Source organism: Phytobacter sp. SCO41, assembly GCF_003073275.1.
Lineage (GTDB): Bacteria > Pseudomonadota > Gammaproteobacteria > Enterobacterales > Enterobacteriaceae > Phytobacter > Phytobacter diazotrophicus.
This window is the reverse complement of record NZ_CP027225.1, coordinates 102,399-121,329: the sequence shown is the minus strand read 5'-3', so window position 1 is coordinate 121,329 and position 18,931 is coordinate 102,399. Positions and strand designations below refer to the sequence as shown.

Below are 18,931 nucleotides of genomic sequence, written 5' to 3'. Positions count from 1 at the left end.
TAACGTAAATCAGTCAAATCCCATGAGTGTCCCACAACGCGGCAGTGGGGCATAAGTCTTATATTTTTGATGTTTTCTGCTGATAATAGTCCGCCAGAGTCATTCCCTGAACGCGCGGCTGCAGCCATGTAAAGAAGGACTCAAGGTCATCGTACAGACGCTCAATATCCTGTTCATTCTTAAACGTCGGGCTCCCGCCCGGCATATATTCAGACGAGTGCAGCATGTACTCAACGTAGTCGTTGCCCTGCGCCAGCGTCTGCTCCACAACCCGCTGCATCGTCTCAACATTGCCGCCCATCGGGCGTAGCCAATGGACAGAAGGCGAACGCAATTTACCGCGCAGTTTGTCGTAGCCCTGTTTGATACTGTTCATCAGCGCCGAGTGCTTGAACTGAATGCTCATTGGCACCTCAAGCAGCGGCGAATTGCCGGGCTTACTGATGTCGTTTTCATCAAGAAAATAGGCCTGCAACGGGAACTGGCGATAATCCGTGCCCCCGGTTCCCTGGGGTGCCCCTTTCGCGGTTTTCCAGTTCACTTTTGGTGTGACGGAACAGTCCACCTCGTAGCCATATTCGATCAGCAGACGCGCATAACGTTCATCAAAGGCCCAGCGACCGGCACGATGGCTGCGCATTTTGGTCTGGAAGGTGTCCTGCAGGAGTTTGGTCATAAAATCGACCTTTTCCCGCATCAGTGCGTCGGAATATTCAATGAGGTAGGGTTTGTAGCGCCAGTCGTTATCGGTCAGCGGCGTCTCTGGCGGGCTATTCCAGGCATGTAAATGCATGCCGATTTCTGCCGTCCCCCGGGCAATCACGTCCTGGCCAAACTCAATAAAAAACGGGTCGATGGCCATTTCGTAGTTAGTCAGATAGACCGGTTTAAAACCATACTTTTCGCACACAGCCTGAAAACGCGGCAAATATTTCGCATTTTCCGTAGTGATACTGTCATTTTTTTGCCAGAGGTTGTCACCCTCTGTATCGATCGTGATAAGAAATGCCGGTTTCTGCACGTCTTTGTCCTCAGGCTTAGTTATCCGGTCATGGTAGAGCAATACAACGCTTCTCTCAATGCATCTGATAACCTAGAATCAGAGGCTTGTGATCGGATTAAGAAGACCGTATGACGCCCGAAACCCGCCCTTTCGACAGCAAAATGCCTGCGCGCATTTTAGTGATAAAGCTACGCCATCATGGCGATATGCTGCTGATTACACCCGTGATTCAGACACTTCGCCAGCGCTATCCTGACGCTAAAATCGACGTTTTGCTGTATGAAGAGACACGGGATATGCTCGCCGCCAACACCGATATCCATCACATTTACGGCATTGACCGAAAATGGAAAAAACAGGGGCAGCGGCACCTGATCGCGATGGAATGGGGGCTTCTGCGCACTTTACGCAAGCAACATTACGGCCTGGTACTGAACCTGGCCGACCAATGGCGCAGCGCTATCGTCACCCGCTTTACCGGCGCCCCACAGCGCATCGGCTTTGATTTCCCGAAACGCCGTCACCCCATTTGGCGTTTTTGCCATACCGTTCTGGCTTCCACACAGGCCCATAACAGCCTGCATACGGTCCAGCAAAATCTCTCCATTCTGGCGCCGCTGGGCATAGAGGTACAAAATGCCCCGGCCAAAATGGGCTATAGCGAGGCGGACTGGCAGACCTGCAAAGCATTGTTACCAGAAGGATTAACCGGGGGCTATATCGTCGTGCAACCCACCTCACGCTGGTTCTTTAAATGCTGGCGAGAGGATCGGATGAGCGCGGTGATTAACGCGCTCTCGGCTGACGGATACACCGTTGTGCTCACCTCTGGCCCGGACGCCAAAGAAAAACAGATGGTCGATACCATTATCGCAGGCTGCCCGGATGCACGCCTGGTCTCGCTGGCCGGTAAACTGACGCTACGCCAGCTCGGTGCGCTGATTGACCACGCCCGCCTGTTTATTGGCGTCGATTCCGTACCGATGCACATGGCCGCCGCGCTGAATACGCCGCTGGTTGCCTTGTTTGGCCCCTCTAAACTGACCTTCTGGCGTCCCTGGCAGGCTCAGGGCGAAGTCATTTGGGCTGGCGATTACGGCCCGCTTCCCGATCCGGATGCGATTGATACCCGCACTGATGAACGCTACCTGGATTTAATTCCTGAGGAAGAGGTTATCGCCGCGGCAAGAAGGGTTTTAGCATGAGTAAATTTCGCCTGGCGCTGGTCAGACAGAAATACCGCCCTGATGGCGGCGCGGAACGTTTTGTCTCCCGCGCGCTGGAAGCGCTCGATAGTAGCAATCTCGAACTGAATGTCATCACCCGCGAGTGGCAGGGGCCGGTAAAACCGGACTGGCACATTCATATCTGTAACCCCAGAAAATGGGGACGCATCAGCCGCGAACGCGGGTTCGCCAATACCGCCAGAGCGCTTTGGGAAAGCAAACAGTTCGATCTTGTGCAAAGCCATGAGCGCATCCCAGGGTGCGACCTGTATCGCGCTGGTGATGGCGTGCACCGCCGCTGGCTGGAGCAACGCGCGCGAATTCTCCCCGGCTGGAAACAAGCCTTGTTGTTCGCTGACCGCTATCACCGCTATGTGATGAATGCCGAACGCGAGATGTACCTGCATGACCATCTGCGTGGCGTCATTTGCAACGCTGAGATGATAAAGCAGGAGATCATTGCGGATTTCGGCCTGCCGGCAGAAAAAATCCACGTGATTTACAACGCTATCGATAATCAGCGTTTCACGCCGCCGGATGAAGAGACGTTTGCAGCCCTGCGACAAGCGCGCGGGATCCCGCTACAGGCAACCTGCCTGGTCTATGTCGGCTCGGGCTTTGAACGTAAGGGACTGGATGCGGCCATTCGCGCTATTGCCCCTACGGATCGCCATCTTTTCGTCGTTGGCAAAGATAAAGACCAGCGTCGCTACGAATCTCTGGCGGCATCGCTCAATTGCGCCAGTCGGGTGCATTTCTTTGGCATGCAAACAGAGACGCTACCGTTCTATCAAATGGCGGATGGTCTGCTGCTGCCAACCCTTTACGATCCGTTCCCCAATGTGATTCTGGAAGCAATGGCCTGCGGTTTACCGGTCATCACCACGACCGGCTGCGGCGGCCAGGAATTCATAGTGCAGGGGCAGAATGGCTACGTATGCGATGCGCTGGATATTCCCGCATTGCAGGACGCCGTTATGGCGCTCCCCGCACGCGCGTTAGGCTCCAGCGAAGGCCTGCATGCCCGGGAGCGTATTTTGTCCTGCACCGCCGGGCGTCTGTCGACGCAATTACTTGCCCTTTACCAGAAGCTGGTGAAATGACCATGCGCATACTGTTTATCATTGATGGATTACCGGGCGGCGGCGCCGAGAAAGTCGTTTTGACGCTCGCAGAGACTTTTTTACGCCAGGGCGATGAGGTATCACTCTTTTCCCTGCGCGACGTCTGCGAATACCCTCTGCCTGAGGGGCTGGATTACCGGGTTATCGCCGATAAATGTCGTAAGCCCTGGCGTAAGCTGACGGAGATTTCACGTCGTGCGCGCCAGCTTGACGATGCGGTCGTTGATGCCGAACGGTCTGGTCGTTTCGACCTGGTGTTATCTAACCTGCATAAAACCGATCGTATTGTGTCGCGCAGTAAAACGCTGCGCTCGCACAACCTCTGGTTCTGTCTGCATGGCGTGTTTTCAACCTCTTATCTTGGCCACCGGACAGGCTTTGACCGCTGGCTAAAACAGCAGAAAATTAAACGCGTTTACCAGGGGCGTAATATCGTTAGCGTCTCCAGCGCCGTAGGGCAGGACCTGGTCGAACAATTCGCCATTCAGCCTGCACAACTGAAAACCATCTATAACCCTTTTGATATTGCCGCGATCCGCGCAAGCGCCGAGGCTCCCTTTGAGATGGCCGGGCAGGATTACATTATCCACGTCGGGCGCCTGCATCCCGGAAAACGTCAGGACCGCCTGATTGAAGCCTATGCGCTGAGTCACATCACCGCGCCGTTAGTGATGCTCGGCCAGGGCAAACCAGAGCAAGAAGAGCGTTTGCGCGCCTTGGCTGAAAAGCTGGGTGTGGCCGACCGCGTGCTGTTTAAAGGTTTTCAGAGCAACCCACATTCATGGATGAAACAGGCACGGATGCTGGTACTCAGCTCCGATAGCGAAGGCCTGGGCAATGTGGTCATTGAAGCGCTGATTCTGGGCACTCCCGTTGCCAGTACCCGTTGTCCGGGCGGCATCCCGGAGATCCTGACGGGCCCGCTGGCGCAAGGGCTTGCAGACCTCAATAGCCCTGCGCTGGCTCAGGCGATGCAAAGCATTTACACTAATCCGCCGATTATTGAGCAGGCTGCGCTGGAAAAATTCAGCGTGGAGACAATCTGTCAGCAATATCGCCAGTTGGGCAAAGAGTAACAGGCCCCTTACCGATACCGGATCTTTTATGAGTCAAAACCCTTTACTGAGCATCGTGGTCGCGGTGTATAACGGCGGGAAATTTCTCGCACAGTTTTTTGAATGCATTGAACAACAGCAGCTTGAAAGCTATGAACTGATCCTGGTAAACGATGGTTCGACCGATGACAGCCTGGCCGTTATCGATGCCTGGCGCGACAGAATGCAAAACGTTACGCTAATTCAGCAGGAAAACCAGGGCGTTTCCGTCGCGCGAAATTCCGGCCTCGCCATTGCGAAAGGTAAATATCTGACCTTCCCGGATATTGACGACAAGCTCTACCCTGGGATGTTCCGCACGCTGCTGGACATGGCTGAAAAAGGCAACCTTGATGTTGCCACCTGTAATGGCCGCTATGTTTACGAAAAGAACCGTGAAAGCCACCCTATTTTCCCACCTGAGCGCTTATCTTCCACACCGGTATTGCCGGGCCACGTCTGGCTGAAAACCGCGCTCGACTCGCGCAAATTTCTGCACGTCACCTGGCTGAATATCTATCGCCGGGAATTTATTACCCGGCACAATTTTCATTTCGAACCGGGGCTGCGTCATCAGGATATTCCCTGGACCACGGAAGTGCTGCTGGCTGCAGAACGCGTGCAGTACACCAGTGAATCCTTTTATGACTACTACATTCATTCGGAATCGGTGTCGCACAAGCCGGACAATGACGATACGCTGATGCGCTCAGCGCGCCATTATATGAAAATTCTTGAGATGCTGGACGCCATCAATAAGCGTTACCCGGATAAGGCGCGTAACATCTCCGCCTGTCGCTGGCAAATCGCCAAAGAGGGACTTGGCATTATTCATACGTTCGATGAAATGAAAGATGAAGCGAAAAAACGTATTATCATCAGTGAGTTTTTCGATCGTGGAATCTGGCGGCTGATTTGGACCAATGCCAGCTCATTGCGTTTACGCTGGCGTCTGGGGCGCCGTTATTTTCGGATTAAAAAATACCGCGATGTCGCATAGCGTGTGCCGCGTTCCCGCTATAGCCCTGGCGCAGTATCAATGCGCCAAAGAGATAGCTTTAAGCGGGCTAAATGCTTAGAATTTGCCCGCCGAAACTCAAAAAACGGATAATCGCTTGGAATTGTTGTATACCATCCTGCTCTACTTAATTCAGCCTCTGGTGTGGCTGCGGCTTCTGCTTCGCAGCCGCAAGGCCCCGGCTTACCGTAAACGCTGGGCTGAACGCTATGGTTTTTGCCGTAATAAAGTGAAGCCGGACGGTATTTTGCTGCATTCCGTCTCCGTTGGCGAAACGCTGGCGGCCATTCCGCTGGTACGTGCATTGCGCCACCGCTATCCCATGCTGCCCATCACCGTCACCACCATGACACCGACGGGCTCAGAGCGGGTGATGTCTGCCTTTGGCAAAGATGTTCATCATGTCTATCTCCCTTACGATCTGCCCGGCGCGATGGGCCGTTTTCTTGATACGGTCCGACCGAAGCTGGTGATCGTGATGGAAACCGAACTGTGGCCCAATATGATTGCCGCGCTGAACCGTCGCAAAATTCCGCTGGTGATCGCCAATGCGCGCCTGTCGGACCGTTCGGCCAAAGGCTACGGCAAACTGGGGCGATTTATGCGTCGTCTGCTCAGCAGAATCACCTTGATTGCCGCGCAAACCCAGGAAGATGGCGATCGTTTTCTGCAGTTGGGCCTGAAACGGGGCCAGCTTGCCGTTACCGGCAGCCTGAAATTTGATATCTCCGTCACCCCGGAATTAGCCGCCAAAGCCATAACACTGCGGCGTCAGTGGGCGCCTCGCCGTAAAGTATGGATTGCGACCAGCACCCACGACGGCGAAGAGACGGTTATCCTGCAGGCACATCGCAAGTTGCTGGAGACGTTCCCTGATTTACTGCTGATCCTGGTGCCGCGTCACCCGGAGCGCTTTCCTGACGCCCGCGAAATGGTGCGCAAAGGCGGCTTTAGTTTCATCATGAGAAGCTCGGGTGAAATTCCTTCCGGCAGTACTCAGGTCGTTATTGGCGATACCATGGGTGAGCTGATGCTGCTTTACGGTATTGCTGATATGGCCTTTGTCGGCGGCAGCCTGGTCGAGCGCGGCGGTCATAACCCGCTGGAGCCGGCGGCACATGCCATTCCTGTGCTGATGGGCCCGCATACCTTCAACTTCAAAGATATCTGCGCGCGTCTGCAAGCCGCTGATGGCCTGATTACCGTCACCGATGCCGACTCGCTGGTCAAAGAGGTCTCGACCTTGCTGACCGACGAAGATTACCGTCTGTGGTGTGGTCGCCACGCCGTTGAAGTCCTGCATCAGAACCAGGGCGCGCTGACGCGTCTGCTGCAACTCCTGCAACCGTATTTGCCTCAGCGGAGCCATTAATGTCTCAACGCCTGTCGGTGGTCATGATCGCCAAAAACGCGGCAGACCTGCTGCCAGATTGCTTAGCGTCAGTCGCATGGGCCGATGAAATTATCCTGCTCGATTCCGGCAGCCAGGATGCAACGTCAGAGGTCGCGCGCGCGGCAGGGGTAAAGGTTTTCACTGATACCAACTGGCAGGGCTATGGTATTCAGCGCCAGAAGGCGCAACGCTTTGCCAGCGGTGACTATGTCCTGATGATTGACACCGATGAACGGGTCACACCGGAACTGGCGCAATCTATTCGCGCGGTACTTGATGCCCCACAGCCGGATGCGGTTTACAGCATCGCCCGTCGTAACTTTTTCCTGGGACGTTTTATGCGTCACAGTGGCTGGTACCCTGACCGGGTGATGCGGCTCTACCCACGCGAGCGTTACCAGTACAACGCCAGTCTCGTACATGAGTCACTGGACACCCAGGGCGCAAAAGTTATCGAACTGAAAGGCGACCTGCTGCATTTAACCTGCCGTGATTTCGCCAGCTTTCAGCGCAAACAGCTCAATTACGCCACAGCCTGGGCGCAAGAACGTCATCAGAAGGACAAGAAGGCATCGCTGGCGGGTATTTTCACCCATACACTGGGGGCGTTCCTGAAAACGCTGCTGCTGCGCGGTGGCGTGCTGGATGGCAAACAAGGCTGGCTGCTCGCGGTGGTCAATGCGCAGTATACTTTCAACAAATACACCGAACTGTGGGCGCTAAACCACGGTTACAGCGAGAAAGCCTAAGCGATGAGCACAAAAGCAATTTATCCCGGTACGTTTGATCCCATCACTAACGGGCATATTGATATCGTGACCCGCGCCGCCACCATGTTCGATGAAGTGGTGATGGCGATTGCCGCCAGCCCAAGCAAAAAACCAATGTTTACGCTCGATGAGCGCGTGGCGCTGGCTCAGGAAGCAACCAAACAGATTCCCAACGTCACGGTGATGGGCTTTAGCGATCTGATGGCCAATTTTGCGCGCGCCCAGCAGGCGAACATTCTGATTCGTGGCCTGCGTGCGGTGGCAGATTTTGAATATGAGATGCAACTGGCGCATATGAATCGCCATCTGATGCCTGACCTGGAAAGCGTATTTCTGATGCCATCAAAAGAGTGGTCGTTTATTTCCTCCACCCTTGTAAAAGAGGTGGCGCGCCATGCCGGTGATGTCACTCATTTCCTGCCAGCGAATGTCCACCAGGCGCTGCTGAAAAAGCTGTAGGGCGTTCTTCCCGGAGGCGGCGCTTAACGCGCCTTGTCCGGGCTACCAGTCCGCAACCTATAGCCCGGTTAAGCGCAGCGCGGGCCGGGATAAACGCAACCACCTCACTTTACTTCTGGCACTGGCGGCAATAAAACGTCGCCCGCTGTGCATGTTTTGACGCAATAATCGGCGTACCACACGCCCGGCACGGCTCTCCTTTACGTCCATAGACCTGCAATTCCTGCGCAAAATATCCGGGCTTACCGTCGCTTTGCAGAAAATCTTTCAGCGTGGTACCGCCCTGCTCAATCGAACGCAGCAGCACGGCTTTAATCACCCGCACCAGCAGCTCACACTCCTCGCGCGACAGTGACGAGGCCAGTCTGTCAGGATGGATCCCGGCGGCAAACAGCGACTCGCTGGCGTAGATATTGCCCACCCCCACCACCAGCTTGTTATCCATCAGCCAGGGTTTGATGGCGATTTTCTTCTTCGCACATTTCTGTTGCAGGTAATCGGCGTTAAACGCCTCGCTTAACGGTTCCGGCCCCAGATGCGCCAGCACATTGTGACCTTCCAGCTCTTTCGTCCACAACCAGGCACCAAAGCGTCGTGGATCGGTGTAACGCAGCACTTTGCCATTGCTCATCACCAGATCGACATGGTCGTGTTTTTCCGCCGGGAGGTCTTCGGTGAGGATACGCAGGCTGCCGGACATCCCCAGATGGATGATTATCCAGCCGTCCGGTAACTCCAGCAGCAGGTATTTGGCACGGCGCTGCACGCTGAGAACCGGTTTGTCGCTCAGGCGATGAATTTCATCCGAGACAGGCCACCGGAGGCGCCCGTTACGGACGACAGCATGAAGAATTTTGGCGCCGACCAGATGCGGTTCAATACCGCGGCGGCTGGTTTCTACCTCGGGTAACTCTGGCATGTTTATTTCTCCTTATTTCCCCAATGTAATTTGAGTCACAGGAAGGCGGCAAGAAGTGAATCCCGGGCGCTTACCTGAGTAGGGGACCAGGGTGAGCGTACACAGCTAACGTATCTGCGGCTCAAACTACGAAGGGCAAAATGCAAAAAACCCCGCCGAAGCGAGGTTTTCGTACAAAGAAAGCGCAAATTATTTAATTTTTGCTTCTTTGTAAAGAACGTGCTGACGGACAACTGGATCGAATTTTTTCAGTTCCAGTTTTTCCGGCTTAGTACGTTTGTTCTTCGTGGTGGTATAGAAGTGACCAGTACCAGCAGAAGAAACCAGCTTGATTTTCTCACGAATACCTTTAGCCATGATTTATTTCCTCTAAGTACTTAGTACTTTTCGCCACGGGCACGCAGTTCAGACAGAACTGTATCGATGCCTTTCTTATCGATTACACGCATACCTTTAGCAGATACGCGCAGGGTGACAAAACGCTTCTCGCTCTCAACCCAGAAACGGTGAGAGTGCAGGTTCGGCAGGAAACGGCGTTTAGTCGCGTTCAGTGCGTGGGAACGGTTGTTACCGGTCACCGGACGCTTGCCAGTAACTTGGCAGACTCGGGACATGTCTATTCTCCAAAAATCAAATTAGCTCGAGCTTCGTATGGGGTATTGGCGCCTCGTCAGGCTTTCACAGCCTGGTCTGACGGTTCTAAGCGAACTCGTGTAGCCAGGCCCAATTGCCAAACCCGAGATTCTCAAAGGTGGCGTAGTATACGCTGAGTCGGCGATGTGCTCAAGTCCCGAACAGACAAAGATCCCGATGGATCGCCCAAAGAGGTCTAAATCCAGCCCCGCTCTGCGAACGAAACGTACTCTCCACGGCCTATCACCAGATGATCGAGCACACGAATATCCATAAACTGACAGCACTTCACCACCCTTTCGGTGATGATTCTATCCGCTTTACTGGGTTCAGCGCTACCCGAAGGATGATTATGCGCAAGGATCACGGCGGCGGCATTCACTTTAATCGCCTCGCGGATAATTTCGCGCGGATGCACTTCCACCTGATTAATGGTGCCGGAAAAAAGACGGCAATGCTTCAACACCCGATTTTGGTTGTCGAGAAAGATCGCCATGAAGATCTCGCGCTCTTCGCCCGTCAACTGGCTTTGCAGAAATTCCCGGGTCAGCTCCGGGCTTAACAATGATGTTTCTTCCAGTAGCCGAACGCTGTAGTAGCGCCGCGCCAGCTCGGCAATGCCTTTTAGTTGCGCGTATTTCGCCACCCCAATGCCATTAACGTTGGCAAAATCTTTATAGTCCGCCGAGAGCAGCCCGTAGAGTGAGCCGAAGTGCTGCAGCAAATCACGGGAAAGCGTCATCACTGATTTCCCCTGTGTGCCAGTGCGTAAAAACAGCGCCAGTAGCTCGACATCCGTCAGCGACTCAATGCCCGCACTCATCATTTTTTCTCTGGGCAATGGGGGTAAATAAACTATATCCATGTCGAATCCTCCCTTTTACGCACCATGCTGCCACAAGCGAAAAGGGCCATCGACACGGGATCGCCACACTTGCGTAATACCTCGCAAAGAGCACGACGGGCAAAAGCACGACAGCACCAGGATTGTGATAAAATGCCCGCCTTCTGGTGAAATCCAACAGGAAAGAGTCATGATGAGTCTGGCGGGTAAAAAAATCGTTCTCGGCATAAGCGGCGGCATCGCGGCTTATAAAGCGCCTGAACTGGTGCGTCGTCTGCGCGATCGCGGCGCCGATGTGCGCGTTGCGATGACCGAAGCAGCGAAAGCCTTTATTACGCCGCTGAGCCTGCAGGCGGTTTCCGGCTACCCGGTTTCCGACAGTCTGCTCGACCCGGCCGCCGAAGCCGCAATGGGCCATATTGAGCTTGGCAAATGGGCCGACCTGGTCATTCTCGCCCCCGCCACCGCCGATTTAATCGCGCGCGTCGCCGCCGGTATGGCCAATGACCTGGTGTCGACGATTTGCCTTGCCACGCCTTCTCCGGTTGCGGTTGTGCCTGCCATGAACCAGCAGATGTATCGCGCCGCCGCCACTCAGCATAATTTAGAGGTGCTGGCCTCGCGCGGCCTGTTATTGTGGGGCCCGGACAGCGGCAGCCAGGCCTGCGGCGACATTGGGCCGGGCCGGATGCTGGATCCGCTAACCATCGTTGATCTCGCCGCCGCGCATTTCTCGCCTGTCAACGATCTGCAACATCTGAACATCATGATTACCGCCGGTCCGACCCGCGAGCCGCTGGACCCGGTGCGTTATATTACAAACCACAGCTCCGGCAAGATGGGCTTTGCCATCGCTGCGGCGGCTGCCCGTCGTGGGGCTAACGTGACGCTGGTGTCAGGCCCGGTGTCGTTGGCAACGCCAGCATGGGTCAAACGGATTGACGTGACCACCGCTCTGGAGATGGAGGCCGCGGTACAGGGTCTCGCTCAGCAGCAACATATTTTTATTGGCTGTGCCGCCGTCGCGGATTATCGCGCCGCCGCCATTGCCGACGAAAAAATCAAAAAGCAAGGCGATGAATTAACAATAAAAATGGTCAAAAACCCGGATATCGTCGCCGGTGTCGCCGCATTGACCGAGCATCGCCCCTATGTCGTTGGGTTTGCCGCCGAAACAAATAATGTGGAAGAATATGCCCGGCAAAAACGTGCCCGCAAAAACCTCGACCTGATCTGCGCTAACGATGTTTCGCAATCAAATCAAGGGTTTAATAGCGACAATAACGCTTTGCATCTTTTCTGGCAGGATGGCGATAAACATTTACCGCTAAAGAGCAAGGAACAGTTAGGCCACTTATTACTGGACGAGATCGTTACCCGTTATGATGAAAAAAATCGACGTTAAGATTCTGGACCCGCGTGTAGGCAAGCAATTCCCACTGCCGACCTACGCCACCGCCGGTTCTGCCGGCCTCGATCTGCGTGCCTGTCTCGACGACGCCGTAGAGCTGGCACCGGGCGCGACCACCCTGCTGCCGACCGGTCTGGCGATTCATATTGCCGATCCGTCGCTTGCCGCAGTGATTCTGCCGCGCTCTGGCCTCGGCCATAAGCATGGTATTGTGCTGGGTAACCTGGTGGGACTTATTGACTCTGACTATCAGGGGCAATTGATGGTGTCCGTCTGGAACCGTGGTCAGGACAGCTTTACCATTGAACCCGGTGAGCGCATCGCGCAAATGGTGTTTGTCCCGGTCGTTCAGGCTGAATTTAATCTGGTTGAAGAGTTTGACGCCACAGATCGTGGTGAAGGTGGCTTCGGTCACTCCGGGCGTAAATAAGCAGCCCATTTAACGCATCCTGCGGCGAAATAACGCCATAACATTTCCGCAAACACCGGTTTGCGGCCGCCGCGTGGATGTTCGCCTGATAAGCGCTTATTTCAGGGGTATTTTGCAACATGGCAGAAAAACAAACCGCGAAAAGGAATCGTCGCGAAGAAATACTTCAGTCTCTGGCACTGATGCTTGAATCCAGCGATGGAAGTCAACGCATCACGACGGCAAAACTGGCGGCGTCTGTTGGCGTCTCCGAGGCCGCTTTGTACCGTCATTTCCCTAGCAAGACACGCATGTTCGATAGCCTCATTGAGTTTATCGAAGATAGCCTGATTACCCGTATCAACCTGATCATGAAAGATGAAAAGGACACCACAGCGCGCCTGCGTCTGATTGTGCAACTGATTCTGGGGTTTGGTGAGCGTAATCCAGGGCTGACCCGCATTCTTACCGGTCATGCGCTGATGTTTGAACAGGATCGCTTACAAGGGCGTATCAATCAGCTTTTCGAGCGTATCGAATCCCAGATTCGCCAGGTGCTGCGCGAAAAGAAGATGCGTGAAGGCGAAGGCTACGTCACTGACGAAACGCTGCTGGCAAGTCAGTTGCTGTCGTTTTGTGAGGGGATGTTGTCGCGCTATGTGCGTAGCGAGTTCAAATACAGTCCGACCGATGAGTTTGAAGCACGCTGGCCCTTGCTGGCTGCACAGTTGCAATAAACGATAAGTTATCCCGGATAGCGGTTAACCGCCTTATCCGGGCAACTCTTTCGATCTATCCGAGGTACGCCGGGAATACTATTAAATCCCGTACTCTTCCCGATATGCCTTCACCGCGGCAAGGTGGTCAGCCATTTCCGGCTTCTCTTCCAGATAAGCAATCAGCTCTTTCAGGGTGATAATTGAAATCACTTTGCAGCCGTAGTCGCGCTCCACTTCCTGGATCGCGGAAATATCCGCGCGTCCACGCTCCTGACGATCAAGGGAGATCAGCACGCCTGCCAGCGTCGCGCCGTTCGCCTGGATTATCTCCATGGATTCGCGAATTGCCGTACCGGCAGTGATCACATCATCCACCAGCATGACGCGGCCCTGCAATGCGCTGCCGACCAGCGTGCCACCTTCACCGTGATCTTTGGCCTCTTTGCGGTTAAAGCAATACGGCACGTCACGCTCGTGGTGCTCAGCCAGCGCGACTGCTGTGGTGGTCGCGATAGGGATACCTTTGTAGGCCGGGCCAAACAACAGGTCGAAATCAATTTTCGAATCCACCAGCGCGGCGGCGTAAAAACGGCCCAGCAACGCCAGGTCACGCCCGGTATTAAACAGGCCGGCGTTAAAGAAATAGGGGCTCTTACGCCCGGATTTCAGGGTGAACTCGCCAAACTTGAGCACCTGTTTGTTAAGCGCAAACTCAATAAACTCACGCTGATACTGTTTCATGGATTCGCTCCTCATCTTAGAACCTATCCCATCAGGCTATCTTACTTGCCAGTTTTAACCCGGGCAGTGCTCGAATCCTCATGTACTTCGTGTACGTTCCGGATTTTCCGCGCTGTCCGCGTTCAAACGGTCTTCGCCGATTACGCTGGCTGGGAAAGGATTTCACTTTTCTATGGACAAAAAAAAGGCGACTTCTCAGTCGCCTTAAAAACTAGTTTGCCAACGCCGCTTTCTGCGTCGCGATAATCGATTCGATTCCCCCTCGGGCCAACGCCAGCAAGGTCAGGAGTTCTTCGTGGGTGAACGGTTCGCCCTCGGCGGTGCCCTGAACTTCAATGATGCGCCCATCTTCGGTCATCACTACGTTCATATCGGTTTCCGCTGCGGAGTCTTCCACGTATTCCAGATCACAAACCGCTTCGCCATTGACGATGCCGACTGAAACCGCCGCCACCAGCCCTTTCATCGGGTTCGCTTTCAGTTTGCCTGCGCTTACCAACGCGTTCAGCGCATCAGCCAGCGCAACGCATGCTCCGGTGATGGAGGCAGTACGGGTACCGCCATCGGCCTGAATCACGTCGCAGTCCAGGGTAATGGTGTATTCACCCAGCGCCGTTAAGTCTACCGCCGCACGCAGCGCACGGGCGATAAGACGCTGAATTTCCATGGTGCGCCCGCCCTGTTTGCCCTTCGCCGCTTCGCGCGCGTTACGGGTGTGGGTGGAACGCGGCAGCATGCCATATTCGGCGGTGATCCAGCCCTGGCCCTGGCCTTTGAGGAAACGCGGCACACCCTCTTCAAGGGTGGCGGTGCACAGCACTTTGGTATCACCAAATTCAACCAGCACGGAGCCTTCTGCGTGTTTTGTGTAATTACGGGTCAGGGTGACGGGACGCACCTCGGTGGTGCTACGGCCTGATGGACGCATGATGATTTCTCCGGCTGTTACGAATGTGGCTGCGCATTATACTGGCTTACCAAGGTTATTCCTATCCTGATAAGCCCATGAAAGCTATAATCCCCGCATCTCTCCTTAAAAAACGGGAACGTCTATGATCCGCAGTATGACCGCCTACGCCCGGCGTGAAATCAAGGGTAGCTGGGGCTCTGCCTCATGGGAACTGCGCTCGGTAAACCAGCGTTATCTTGAAACTTACTTCCGTCTGCCGGAACAATTTCGTAGCCTGGAACCTGTGGTTCGCGAGCGCATCCGTACGCGTCTGACTCGCGGGAAAATCGAATGTAATCTGCGTTTTGAACCTGACGCCAGCGCCCAAAGCGAACTGATTCTCAACGAGAAACTGGCAAAACAACTGGTGAACGCCGCCAACTGGGTCAAAATGCAGAGCGATGAAGGCGAAATCAACCCGGTGGATATTCTGCGTTGGCCGGGCGTTATGGCCGCTCAGGAACAGGATCTGGACGCGATTGCCGCTGAAATTCTGTCTGCCCTTGATGGCGCGCTGGACGATTTTATCATCGCCCGCGAAACCGAAGGCCAGGCGCTGAAAGCCTTAATTGAGCAGCGTCTGGAAGGTGTCAGCACTGAAGTGAAAAACGTGCGTGCACAGATGCCGGAAATCCTGCAATGGCAGCGCGACCGCCTGGTAGCAAAACTGGAAGAGGCGCAGGTCCAGTTGGAAAATAACCGACTGGAACAAGAGCTGGTGCTGATGGCACAGCGTATCGACGTTGCCGAAGAGCTTGACCGTCTGGAAGCGCACGTTAAAGAAACCTACAACATCCTCAAGAAGAAAGAGGCTGTGGGCCGCCGTCTCGACTTTATGATGCAGGAGTTCAACCGTGAGTCGAACACTCTGGCGTCTAAATCTATCAATGCCGATGTCACCAATTCAGCCATTGAGCTGAAAGTGTTGATTGAGCAGATGCGCGAGCAGATTCAGAACATCGAATAATCCCGCGCCAGTACCCTGAAAGCCCGCAACGCTGCGGGCTTTTTTATTTTCTGCTCTCCGCTCCCGGCCATCGCTTTACAGGTTCGTACTGCCCCCGGTATTGTGACTTTCAGGTTTCCACCTGTCCGGACTTTTTATGTCTTCACCCTTGCGACCGCTTCATGTTCGTACGCTAACGGCCATACTGATGCTCTGTGCCGCAGGGGCACAGGCAGGTGATACGCGCACCGTCACCCAACCCGTCACACCGCCGCCTTGTCAGACCCTTTATGCCAGTGGAACAGACGATGCAACGCAGGCAATCCAGACGGCGCTCAATACCTGCGCTCGCGGAAAAACAGTGCATCTGGCCGCATCAGAAAACACGGATACCTTCTACAGTGGCCCACTCAGCCTGCCATCGGGCGTTAGCCTTGCGATTGATAAAGGAGCAACGCTGAGGGCTGTCGCCAACCCGGCCCGCTTCGACACAGGCAAACAGACCTGCGGCACGCTGGATGATTCAGGGAAGGGCTGTAAACCGTTTATCTGGATTAAAGAGGCGGTTGGCAGCGGGATTTATGGACAGGGGACAATTGATGGCCAGGGTGGCACGGTCATGGCTGGGCGAAACCAGACATGGTGGCAGCTGGCAAAAGAGGCGCAAAAAAGCGACAGCAAACAGAATGCGCCTCGCTTAATCCAGATTGATAGCTCCTCAGATATCACGCTGTATCAGATAACCCTCAAAAACGCGCCGAATTTCCACATAGTGGGCAACCGCAGCAACGGGCTGACCCTGTGGGGGATCACTATCGACACCCCCGCTTTCGCGCGCAATACGGATGGTTTTGATCCTATGGGCTCGACGAACGTGACGCTCACCCACAGCGTGATCGACACCGGGGACGATAATGTCGCCATTAAAGCCGGGAATGCCAGCGCATCCCATATCTCCATTGTGGATAACCGCTTTGGCTCCGGGCACGGCATGTCCATTGGTAGCGAGGTCAATAAAGGTGTGAGTGATGTGGACGTCAACCAGCTCACCCTGAACGGCACAACTAACGGGCTGCGCATTAAAAGCGACCGCTCGCGCGGTGGTCTGGTGACCGGGGTTACCTATCGCAATATCTGCATGGAAAACGTGAAAAACCCGATTGTTCTGGACACGCGCTACGAACCTAAAGAAGGGCATCTGCTCCCCATCTTTCGCGATATCACGTTTGAGCATGTGAGAGTGCTTACGGCAGGTATGCTGACATTTCAGGGAGACAGCGACAGCAATCCGATTGTAACCACCCTGAAAAATGTGACGCTTGCCAGGGGTTCGGAAATGCACAAAAAATACGCCATTATCCAGGGCACAATCGCGCCAGGCCCCACGGGATCATGCCCTTGAGATAAACACGTGGGAACATCGCAAAGCAAAATATGGTCGTCATAGCGAAAGACCTCATCGCTGCTGCAAAAGTGACGGCGCTAAAAGCCAGCAATTCCGTGCTCACCCAGCCAGGCCACCAGCGTCTTGACCACCGGCTCCTGAATAAAAGTCATGATCTGGCGGGCTTTCCGGGCACCGATACCCGGCAGGCGCTGCCACGCCTGGTCGCCTCGGTCCTGCATCTGCTGCCAGTGGGTATCCCCGGCGGCCTGAATTGCCGACGTCGTTAACGGCAGACCAAGGGCATAAACCCAGCGCACAAAGGGCCGCTCCCGGGCAAGTTCGAAGCGATGCCAAAGCTGCCGTCCGCGAGCAGGTGTTATCCCGGCTGTTTCCTGTAGCTGCGTTTCTGTTAACGCCAGCCAGGAAAAGAGATGTTCAAACCGATGCGCCTGATGCAATACGCGCCAACCCGCCTCCCCCAGCCCTTCAATATCCAGCGCCTGCTTTGAACTCAGCCACGTCAGCCGGGCCAGAAATTGCTCCTGACATTCTGGCGAGGCATAAAAACAGGTGAGCGGCGTGAAAACCGGGGCAGGCGGCTGCGGTTTAACGCGAACCTGCCCGCGCCAGACCACATCATCAATGCGTGGGATCCCTTGCCCTGCCAGGCTTACCACTACCCGATCGCCAGGCGCAATATCCAGTTCCTGCCAACGCCGCACGGAACCAACATTGACCCGCTGCACACGTTTATCGTCCAGTTGTACCGGCTCCAGATGGGCAACGACGGCAATTTTCCCGGTACGCCCGACGGTAAAGCGGATATTTTTCACCTCGGCGACCTGTTCGACTGGCGGATATTTCCATGCCGCGACCCAGACACCCTGCCCCGGAACCCACTGTTTTCCTTGCGGCTCTTGAGCACTTCGTACCACCACGCCATCTGTCACAAAGGGCAGCGCGGTAGTGAACCAGCGCTCGCGAAGGACCGCAACCTCATTGATATTGCTGACGGGCACACTGTAGCGTTCCACCCAGTCAAACCCTGCCTGCGTTAATAATCGCAGGCGATGCGCTAACGCTTGCGGCCCGTCCGGCCAGCTCCAGACAAAGACGGCAATGTCGCTTAACACATCCGACCCGCCTCGTCTCATCATGGCGCCCGCCACTTTGGCCCGGGCGTTCATGCCACCCATCTGTTTTTGAATATGACCATCGCGCTTTAAAAACAGCTCGCCTTGTAAGACGCTGTTTGCCAGTGCGCCGGTAACAGTTTGCGGCAGTGCGGGAATACGGCGGGCATTCTCCGTCCAGTCTTCGCCTGCCAGTCCATTCCCCCGGCTGATGACCCGCTCCAGTTTGCCGTGGCGATAGACCAGTGTGACCGCCACGCCGTCCACTTTCGGCTGTGCCAAAAGCGCTGCTTTACCCGCCATCCATTTACGCAGCGCGTCTTTATTACGCAGTTTATCAACCCCCGTATGGGCAATCGGATGCCTTACCGTACCGCCCGCTACGGCTGGCGCATCACGGACCGTCTCCTGCCCAAAACAGCGCCGCCAGTTCGCAAGCTGGGCATTGAGATTGTCGTAAACATCGTCGCTCACGGCGCTCGCGCCCTGCAACCAGTAATCCTCATTCCACTGCGCCATCTGTTTTTCCAGTTGTGCAATCTCTTGTTCTGCTCGCGCTGGCGCCCACACGGGGCAGGCCGCGTTACTGCATACGCTCCAGACCACCGCGCCGATCATCATAAATATCCTTATCCACATTTCGCCGTCTCCTTAGCTGAATGCAGCGGGTATATCGCGACGGAAATAGGTTTTCGAGACAGTAAAACAGAGTTTGCGAGGTGGGTTCCGGCGTTTTTCACCGTTTGCAGAAAA

At 54.9% G+C, this 18,931-nt stretch carries 20 protein-coding genes; 12 read left to right on the top strand and 8 right to left on the bottom strand.

Annotation, left to right across the window (positions count from 1 at the left end; translation table 11 throughout):
* Positions 1-58 precede the first annotated feature (58 nt).
* Positions 59-1,021 (bottom strand): polysaccharide deacetylase family protein, encoded by a 963-nt coding sequence (locus tag C5523_RS00595; protein ID WP_039080123.1) that lies wholly within the window; start codon positions 1,019-1,021, stop codon positions 59-61.
* A 110-nt stretch (positions 1,022-1,131) separates the two neighbouring features.
* On the opposite strand from C5523_RS00595, the gene rfaQ reads away from it, so the two are divergent.
* From rfaQ to coaD, 7 genes are all read left to right on the top strand, one after another.
* Positions 1,132-2,208, top strand: a complete 1,077-nt coding sequence (rfaQ, locus tag C5523_RS00590) for a putative lipopolysaccharide heptosyltransferase III (RefSeq protein WP_108700449.1) — start codon at positions 1,132-1,134, stop codon at positions 2,206-2,208.
* Positions 2,205-3,332, top strand: a complete 1,128-nt coding sequence (locus C5523_RS00585) for a glycosyltransferase family 4 protein (protein WP_108700448.1) — start codon at positions 2,205-2,207, stop codon at positions 3,330-3,332. Before rfaQ ends, C5523_RS00585 begins: the two co-directional genes overlap by 4 nt.
* A 2-nt stretch (positions 3,333-3,334) precedes the next feature.
* Complete coding sequence (locus tag C5523_RS00580; protein ID WP_108702271.1) at positions 3,335-4,429, top strand: glycosyltransferase; 1,095 nt, start codon at positions 3,335-3,337, stop codon at positions 4,427-4,429.
* A 28-nt stretch (positions 4,430-4,457) separates the two neighbouring features.
* Entirely contained in the window at positions 4,458-5,447 is a 990-nt protein-coding gene (locus tag C5523_RS00575) for a glycosyltransferase (RefSeq protein ID WP_079496895.1), read from the top strand.
* A gap of 115 nt (positions 5,448-5,562) precedes the next feature.
* Positions 5,563-6,837: a lipid IV(A) 3-deoxy-D-manno-octulosonic acid transferase gene (gene waaA / locus C5523_RS00570; RefSeq protein WP_108700447.1), complete on the top strand. Its 1,275-nt coding sequence runs from the start codon at positions 5,563-5,565 to the stop codon at positions 6,835-6,837.
* Entirely contained in the window at positions 6,837-7,607 is a 771-nt protein-coding gene (locus C5523_RS00565; protein WP_108700446.1) for a glycosyltransferase family 2 protein, read from the top strand. The genes waaA and C5523_RS00565 overlap by 1 nt, the downstream gene beginning before the upstream one ends.
* A gap of 3 nt (positions 7,608-7,610) precedes the next feature.
* Positions 7,611-8,087, top strand: coding sequence for a pantetheine-phosphate adenylyltransferase (gene coaD / locus C5523_RS00560; protein WP_071195076.1), 477 nt, complete (start codon positions 7,611-7,613; stop codon positions 8,085-8,087).
* A 109-nt stretch (positions 8,088-8,196) separates the two neighbouring features.
* Here coaD and mutM read toward each other — a convergent pair whose 3' ends face one another.
* The 4 genes from mutM to radC all read right to left on the bottom strand — a co-directional run bounded on the left by mutM (position 8,197) and on the right by radC (position 10,504).
* Positions 8,197-9,006 carry a bifunctional DNA-formamidopyrimidine glycosylase/DNA-(apurinic or apyrimidinic site) lyase gene (gene mutM / locus C5523_RS00555; protein WP_071195077.1) on the bottom strand — a complete coding sequence of 270 codons (810 nt, stop codon included), beginning with the start codon at positions 9,004-9,006 and terminating at the stop codon, positions 8,197-8,199.
* Between the two features lie 189 nt (positions 9,007-9,195).
* Positions 9,196-9,363, bottom strand: a complete 168-nt coding sequence (rpmG, locus tag C5523_RS00550) for a 50S ribosomal protein L33 (RefSeq protein ID WP_003024094.1) — start codon at positions 9,361-9,363, stop codon at positions 9,196-9,198.
* 20 nt (positions 9,364-9,383) lie between these two features.
* A complete protein-coding gene (rpmB, locus tag C5523_RS00545; protein ID WP_002436699.1) occupies positions 9,384-9,620 on the bottom strand; it encodes a 50S ribosomal protein L28 in 237 nt (78 codons plus the stop codon).
* A 215-nt stretch (positions 9,621-9,835) separates the two neighbouring features.
* A complete protein-coding gene (radC, locus tag C5523_RS00540) occupies positions 9,836-10,504 on the bottom strand; it encodes a DNA repair protein RadC (protein WP_108700445.1) in 669 nt (222 codons plus the stop codon).
* Positions 10,505-10,676: 172 nt separating this feature from the next.
* On the opposite strand from radC, the gene coaBC reads away from it, so the two are divergent.
* The 3 genes from coaBC to slmA all read left to right on the top strand — a co-directional run bounded on the left by coaBC (position 10,677) and on the right by slmA (position 13,040).
* Positions 10,677-11,888 carry a bifunctional phosphopantothenoylcysteine decarboxylase/phosphopantothenate--cysteine ligase CoaBC gene (gene coaBC / locus C5523_RS00535; protein WP_103245897.1) on the top strand — a complete coding sequence of 404 codons (1,212 nt, stop codon included), beginning with the start codon at positions 10,677-10,679 and terminating at the stop codon, positions 11,886-11,888.
* Positions 11,866-12,324: a dUTP diphosphatase gene (dut, locus tag C5523_RS00530; RefSeq protein WP_039080113.1), complete on the top strand. Its 459-nt coding sequence runs from the start codon at positions 11,866-11,868 to the stop codon at positions 12,322-12,324. The genes coaBC and dut overlap by 23 nt, the downstream gene beginning before the upstream one ends.
* Before the next feature lie 119 nt (positions 12,325-12,443).
* Complete coding sequence (gene slmA / locus C5523_RS00525) at positions 12,444-13,040, top strand: nucleoid occlusion factor SlmA (RefSeq protein ID WP_039080112.1); 597 nt, start codon at positions 12,444-12,446, stop codon at positions 13,038-13,040.
* Positions 13,041-13,121: 81 nt separating this feature from the next.
* On the opposite strand, the gene pyrE is transcribed toward slmA, so the two are convergent.
* Entirely contained in the window at positions 13,122-13,763 is a 642-nt protein-coding gene (pyrE, locus tag C5523_RS00520; RefSeq protein ID WP_039080111.1) for an orotate phosphoribosyltransferase, read from the bottom strand.
* A gap of 211 nt (positions 13,764-13,974) precedes the next feature.
* Positions 13,975-14,691 (bottom strand): ribonuclease PH, encoded by a 717-nt coding sequence (gene rph, locus C5523_RS00510; RefSeq protein ID WP_039080110.1) that lies wholly within the window; start codon positions 14,689-14,691, stop codon positions 13,975-13,977.
* A gap of 124 nt (positions 14,692-14,815) precedes the next feature.
* Between rph and C5523_RS00505 the strand changes: the two genes are divergently transcribed.
* The gene (locus tag C5523_RS00505) at positions 14,816-15,679 is read left to right on the top strand and encodes a YicC/YloC family endoribonuclease (protein ID WP_108700444.1); all 864 of its coding nucleotides are present in this window, start codon (positions 14,816-14,818) and stop codon (positions 15,677-15,679) included.
* 136 nt (positions 15,680-15,815) lie between these two features.
* A complete protein-coding gene (locus tag C5523_RS00500) occupies positions 15,816-17,060 on the top strand; it encodes a glycoside hydrolase family 28 protein (protein ID WP_108700443.1) in 1,245 nt (414 codons plus the stop codon).
* Between the two features lie 80 nt (positions 17,061-17,140).
* On the opposite strand, the gene ligB is transcribed toward C5523_RS00500, so the two are convergent.
* Complete coding sequence (gene ligB / locus C5523_RS00495; protein WP_108700442.1) at positions 17,141-18,799, bottom strand: NAD-dependent DNA ligase LigB; 1,659 nt, start codon at positions 18,797-18,799, stop codon at positions 17,141-17,143.
* Positions 18,800-18,931 lie beyond the last annotated feature (132 nt).

Excerpts from the sequence above, each read along its gene's own strand:
- rfaQ (WP_108700449.1), top strand. The coding sequence starts at position 1,132 with ATGACGCCCGAAACCCGCCCTTTCGACAGCAAAATGCCTGCGCGCATT.
- C5523_RS00585 (WP_108700448.1), top strand. The coding sequence starts at position 2,205 with ATGAGTAAATTTCGCCTGGCGCTGGTCAGACAGAAATACCGCCCTGAT.
- C5523_RS00580 (WP_108702271.1), top strand. The coding sequence starts at position 3,335 with ATGCGCATACTGTTTATCATTGATGGATTACCGGGCGGCGGCGCCGAG.
- C5523_RS00575 (WP_079496895.1), top strand. The coding sequence starts at position 4,458 with ATGAGTCAAAACCCTTTACTGAGCATCGTGGTCGCGGTGTATAACGGC.
- C5523_RS00565 (WP_108700446.1), top strand. The coding sequence starts at position 6,837 with ATGTCTCAACGCCTGTCGGTGGTCATGATCGCCAAAAACGCGGCAGAC.
- coaD (WP_071195076.1), top strand. The coding sequence starts at position 7,611 with ATGAGCACAAAAGCAATTTATCCCGGTACGTTTGATCCCATCACTAAC.
- mutM (WP_071195077.1), bottom strand. The coding sequence starts at position 9,006 with ATGCCAGAGTTACCCGAGGTAGAAACCAGCCGCCGCGGTATTGAACCG.
- rpmG (WP_003024094.1), bottom strand. The coding sequence starts at position 9,363 with ATGGCTAAAGGTATTCGTGAGAAAATCAAGCTGGTTTCTTCTGCTGGT.
- rpmB (WP_002436699.1), bottom strand. The coding sequence starts at position 9,620 with ATGTCCCGAGTCTGCCAAGTTACTGGCAAGCGTCCGGTGACCGGTAAC.
- radC (WP_108700445.1), bottom strand. The coding sequence starts at position 10,504 with ATGGATATAGTTTATTTACCCCCATTGCCCAGAGAAAAAATGATGAGT.
- coaBC (WP_103245897.1), top strand. The coding sequence starts at position 10,677 with ATGAGTCTGGCGGGTAAAAAAATCGTTCTCGGCATAAGCGGCGGCATC.
- dut (WP_039080113.1), top strand. The coding sequence starts at position 11,866 with ATGATGAAAAAAATCGACGTTAAGATTCTGGACCCGCGTGTAGGCAAG.
- slmA (WP_039080112.1), top strand. The coding sequence starts at position 12,444 with ATGGCAGAAAAACAAACCGCGAAAAGGAATCGTCGCGAAGAAATACTT.
- pyrE (WP_039080111.1), bottom strand. The coding sequence starts at position 13,763 with ATGAAACAGTATCAGCGTGAGTTTATTGAGTTTGCGCTTAACAAACAG.
- rph (WP_039080110.1), bottom strand. The coding sequence starts at position 14,691 with ATGCGTCCATCAGGCCGTAGCACCACCGAGGTGCGTCCCGTCACCCTG.
- C5523_RS00505 (WP_108700444.1), top strand. The coding sequence starts at position 14,816 with ATGATCCGCAGTATGACCGCCTACGCCCGGCGTGAAATCAAGGGTAGC.
- C5523_RS00500 (WP_108700443.1), top strand. The coding sequence starts at position 15,816 with ATGTCTTCACCCTTGCGACCGCTTCATGTTCGTACGCTAACGGCCATA.
- ligB (WP_108700442.1), bottom strand. The coding sequence starts at position 18,799 with ATGATGATCGGCGCGGTGGTCTGGAGCGTATGCAGTAACGCGGCCTGC.